The 3278-nt window shown below is 51.2% G+C and carries 6 protein-coding genes; 3 read left to right on the top strand and 3 right to left on the bottom strand.

The genetic code is table 11. The features are described 5' to 3' along the window. The 3 genes from PHV74_15700 to PHV74_15690 all read left to right on the top strand — a co-directional run. On the top strand, positions 1-226 hold a 226-nt coding region (locus PHV74_15700), incomplete at its 5' end, for a winged helix-turn-helix domain-containing protein (GenBank protein ID MDD5095796.1). Further along, complete coding sequence (locus tag PHV74_15695) at positions 205-774, top strand: IS630 family transposase (GenBank protein MDD5095795.1); 570 nt, start codon at positions 205-207, stop codon at positions 772-774. The genes PHV74_15700 and PHV74_15695, both read left to right, overlap by 22 nt. Before the next feature lie 226 nt (positions 775-1000). Next, on the top strand, positions 1001-1510 hold the full coding sequence (locus tag PHV74_15690; protein ID MDD5095794.1) for a hypothetical protein: 510 nt from the start codon (positions 1001-1003) through the stop codon (positions 1508-1510). Here the strand turns inward: PHV74_15690 and PHV74_15685 are convergent. The 3 genes from PHV74_15685 to PHV74_15675 are packed head-to-tail and all read right to left on the bottom strand — an operon-like array spanning position 1498 to position 2770. Then, positions 1498-2013 carry an integrase core domain-containing protein gene (locus tag PHV74_15685; GenBank protein MDD5095793.1) on the bottom strand — a complete coding sequence of 172 codons (516 nt, stop codon included), beginning with the start codon at positions 2011-2013 and terminating at the stop codon, positions 1498-1500. The genes PHV74_15690 and PHV74_15685 overlap by 13 nt on opposite strands. Positions 2014-2018: 5 nt before the next feature. Then, positions 2019-2447, bottom strand: a complete 429-nt coding sequence (locus PHV74_15680; protein ID MDD5095792.1) for a helix-turn-helix domain-containing protein — start codon at positions 2445-2447, stop codon at positions 2019-2021. Next, positions 2444-2770: a transposase gene (locus tag PHV74_15675; protein ID MDD5095791.1), complete on the bottom strand. Its 327-nt coding sequence runs from the start codon at positions 2768-2770 to the stop codon at positions 2444-2446. The genes PHV74_15680 and PHV74_15675 overlap by 4 nt, the downstream gene beginning before the upstream one ends. Positions 2771-3278: the final 508 nt, after the last annotated feature.

Below are 3278 nucleotides of genomic sequence, written 5' to 3'. Positions count from 1 at the left end.
TTGGGAGACTGAAGCCAGTACCGGAGGAGTTCTCTCAGTTCCTCCGATCCACGCTGCTTTGGTTAAACGGTTAGGGCATGATACGTCACCATCAACCACATACCGTATGTTGGCTCGTCATGGGTGGGGGAAAGTACAACCGGATACCAAGCATCCGAAAAGCGATCAGGCTGCTCAAGAGGAGTTTAAAAAAAACTCCCCGCGATGGTGGCAACCGCCTGTTTGAAAAATAAGAGGAACCTGCCTGTCCGTTTAATGTTTCAAGATGAAGCCCGGTTTGGACGGATGAGTGATCCTCGTGCCTGTTGGGCACCGGCGCCGATCAGGCCAATGGTAAAAATGGCGCTGGTACGAGAGTTCAGGTATGAATACGCTGCGGTAAGCCCGTGGGATGGAGCCCTTGATTATATGACATCGGAGAAGATGAACACCGAGAACATGAGCCGTTTTCTGAATCAGGTCCACCAGAGACATCAGGAAGATTTTATAGTCATGGTCCTGGATGGCGCATCATCGCATAAAGGCAAGGAACTCATCGTTCCTGAGAATATCTCGCTTGTGTTCATGCCACCCTATTCACCCGAATTGAATCCGGCAGAACAGATATGGAATCGTCTCCGCAAGAATTACTTCGCCAACAAGGTCGTTCATTCGCTCGATGCCGTCACCCAACAAGCAGAACAAGGACTATTCGAGATGGCATCCGACAAAAATGCCGTTATGAGCTTAACCTACTGGCCATGGATCAAAAGTATAGACTTGACTGCAAACTAGAATAAGACGGGGGGTCATCCTTGCCAAGACCTCAGCTGCTTTTTAGCATAACGTCTTGGAACCCGACCCCAAGAGCGTCATTTTTTGAGTGAGGTCCAGCTTCCGGGAGCAGGTTTTAGAACAACGGCTGTCCGGCATAAATTCTAGCGGCGGCTCAATTCGGACGTTGGCCTGCTTGAAGAAATGGCGTCTTGAAACCACATACAGGGAATTGAGATTAGATGACATGAATATCATCCGAGTAGGCATTGGAGATTGCCTTTATACTGGTGATCCGGGAAGTGATCACTGGGAAGTAACGCTGAGGGAAGTACTTCCAGAGGAGTTTCCGAAAATATCGGGGGCAATAGATTTATCTGAGTTACCACACGTTGATAATACCGTTCGTTGGGATTTTGTCTCGGGACTAGATAACGGGTTTGGAGTTACAGTTGGGCGCCTTGTAAGTCCCAAGAGTGGTCAACAATTATCATCGAGATCGACGCCCGTCATTTTTGTCCGAAGCAACCAGCGCACGCAATGGCAGGAAAGTCATCCACCTATCAAGCCTTCCACTTTCCTTGGCATTCCCTGCAGTGATCCTGTCCAGAACTTTACTTCGATGGTTCTGAGCAATCCCTCAAGTATACTTCTCAGTTATGAAGAGCCCAATTGGCCGGAAGGGAAAGCATTGTTGTCAATCAGCGAAATGGGACACTTTTTGAACCGAACACTTTTAGGTTTTCAGGTGGGGTAACCAAGCTCTGTGAGGGCTTGGTTGTAAGTTCTGCGATGGTTGAGTGTTTGTGTCCGCACCTCCTTTCTGCGCTCCAGGATTTGCTCTCTCCTGCCATATAAGACATCAGAGGGCGTCACATTGGCCAAGGCCTTGTGGTAGCGGTGATAGTTGTAGTAGTCGACGAAGTCGGCAATGGCCCTTTCCATCTGGCTGGGAAGCTCATAGGGTAACTGGTTCACCTCTCGTTCCAGAGACTGTTGGTAGCGTTCTACCTTGCCATTGGTCTGGGGATGGAAGGGTGCGGCCCGAATATGATGGATGCCCACCAGGCCCAGATAGTCCCGGAAAGCCCTGGAGACGTAGCTAGAACCATTGTCCGAGAGCAGTTTGGTGCGATCCTCAATCGGGATATCGGTCATTCCGGTAGCGTCCACCGCTTCCTGGATCACCTCAATCAGAGAATTGGCCGTCATGTCCTTTTGCAGCTTCCACCCCAGAATGAAACGGGAGTCGTCGTCCATCACCGTTACGAGGTAATATAAACCACTCGGAAGTAGGAGGCATCCGTAGCCCACATCTGGTGCAGCCGCGTTGTCTTGGTGTGATATTCCTTATCGGCCATTGCTTTGGTCTCCTGACGTTTCACCAGCCCTTCCCTTCTCAAGATTCGGTATACTGTCGACTCGGATACGGCAAAGCCCGCGTTATCGGTTATCCAGACCGCCAGTTGCCGACTTGAAAGTTCAGGGAACTCTCGGGCTACAGCCAATATCCGGCTATCTTCCTCGGGAGTAATCCGGTTCCATGGCCTTCTTCTCTTCCCCGAAAGGGGCTCCCCCTGACGCCACCGATAGTAGGTGCTTCGGGGTATTCCCAGTTCTGCCAGTGCCTGCCGCTTGTACCCAGCCAGAGTCTCCACCCGGGCCAAAACCGAGGTCTTCTCCTCACCACTCATCCGTTGGCGCCGTTGTGTCCCTCCAGGGGAGGAACGGCTGTTTTTTTGAGCCGGTACACTTCCAGAGACAGATCCGCCACTAGATGTTTGAGCTCGCTGTTTTCCCGCTTGATCTGCCCGATCTCTTGGCGCGTAGCAGCTCTTACCGCATCCCGGGTTAACCGCTCCTTCCCTGCCTCCATGAAGTCTTTGCTCCAGGCGTAGAAGGTCCCCGGCTTAATCCCTTCCCGCCGGCAGAGATCACTTACCCCCACCTCCCATCTGAACCCCTCCAGGCCGATGCGAACCTTCTCTTCCGGAGTATACTTATGCCTTGCTGCCACTCTTCACCTGCTGCATGAACCCTCGCGTTTCCTGGGTCCTGGTTTCAGTAGCATTAGCCTTATCTTCGATGTTCTGGGACACGCTTAGCTCCTTTCTATATTGACGTTAGTCTACTACCTCATCGGAGCTTACGCCACCCCTCCCCCTTGTTCGGTTTCTTTATCCCTTTTTGTGTCCCATTAAGGCTGGCAGAGGACCACGGACGTAAGCCCGTGGGTGAATGCCGATTTTAGCTGACGGTCTACAGAAACCATCGAAAAGCTGGATCGGCTTGTGGAGAAGCGAGTATTTCCAAGTCTAAGCAGTGCAATCCAAGAGGTAATTATTACTCCGGCATGTAAATATGATGCATACGGATGGTAATTATGGGATAATGGATACATGGCGTCCCTGCAAAAAGCCGGTATCGGAATTCTGATTGAGTCACCCTGATATTATGCTGCGAAGTTTAAAGTCTGAGTGAATCGGCTGGCGGGTCGAATTTAGCGCCAAAACAAGCGCCAACAT

Source organism: Dehalococcoidia bacterium, from assembly GCA_028711995.1.
In the GTDB taxonomy this organism is placed as follows: domain Bacteria; phylum Chloroflexota; class Dehalococcoidia; order SZUA-161; family SpSt-899; genus JAQTRE01.
The sequence above is the reverse complement of the archived record's forward strand: the minus strand, read 5'-3'. Positions and strand labels throughout refer to the sequence as shown.

What these genes read in the sequence shown, in the direction of transcription:
- PHV74_15695 (MDD5095795.1), top strand. Translation starts at nt 205, where the DNA reads ATGGTGGCAACCGCCTGTTTGAAAAATAAGAGGAACCTGCCTGTCCGT.
- PHV74_15690 (MDD5095794.1), top strand. Translation starts at nt 1,001, where the DNA reads ATGAATATCATCCGAGTAGGCATTGGAGATTGCCTTTATACTGGTGAT.
- PHV74_15685 (MDD5095793.1), bottom strand. Translation starts at nt 2,013, where the DNA reads ATGGACGACGACTCCCGTTTCATTCTGGGGTGGAAGCTGCAAAAGGAC.
- PHV74_15680 (MDD5095792.1), bottom strand. Translation starts at nt 2,447, where the DNA reads ATGAGTGGTGAGGAGAAGACCTCGGTTTTGGCCCGGGTGGAGACTCTG.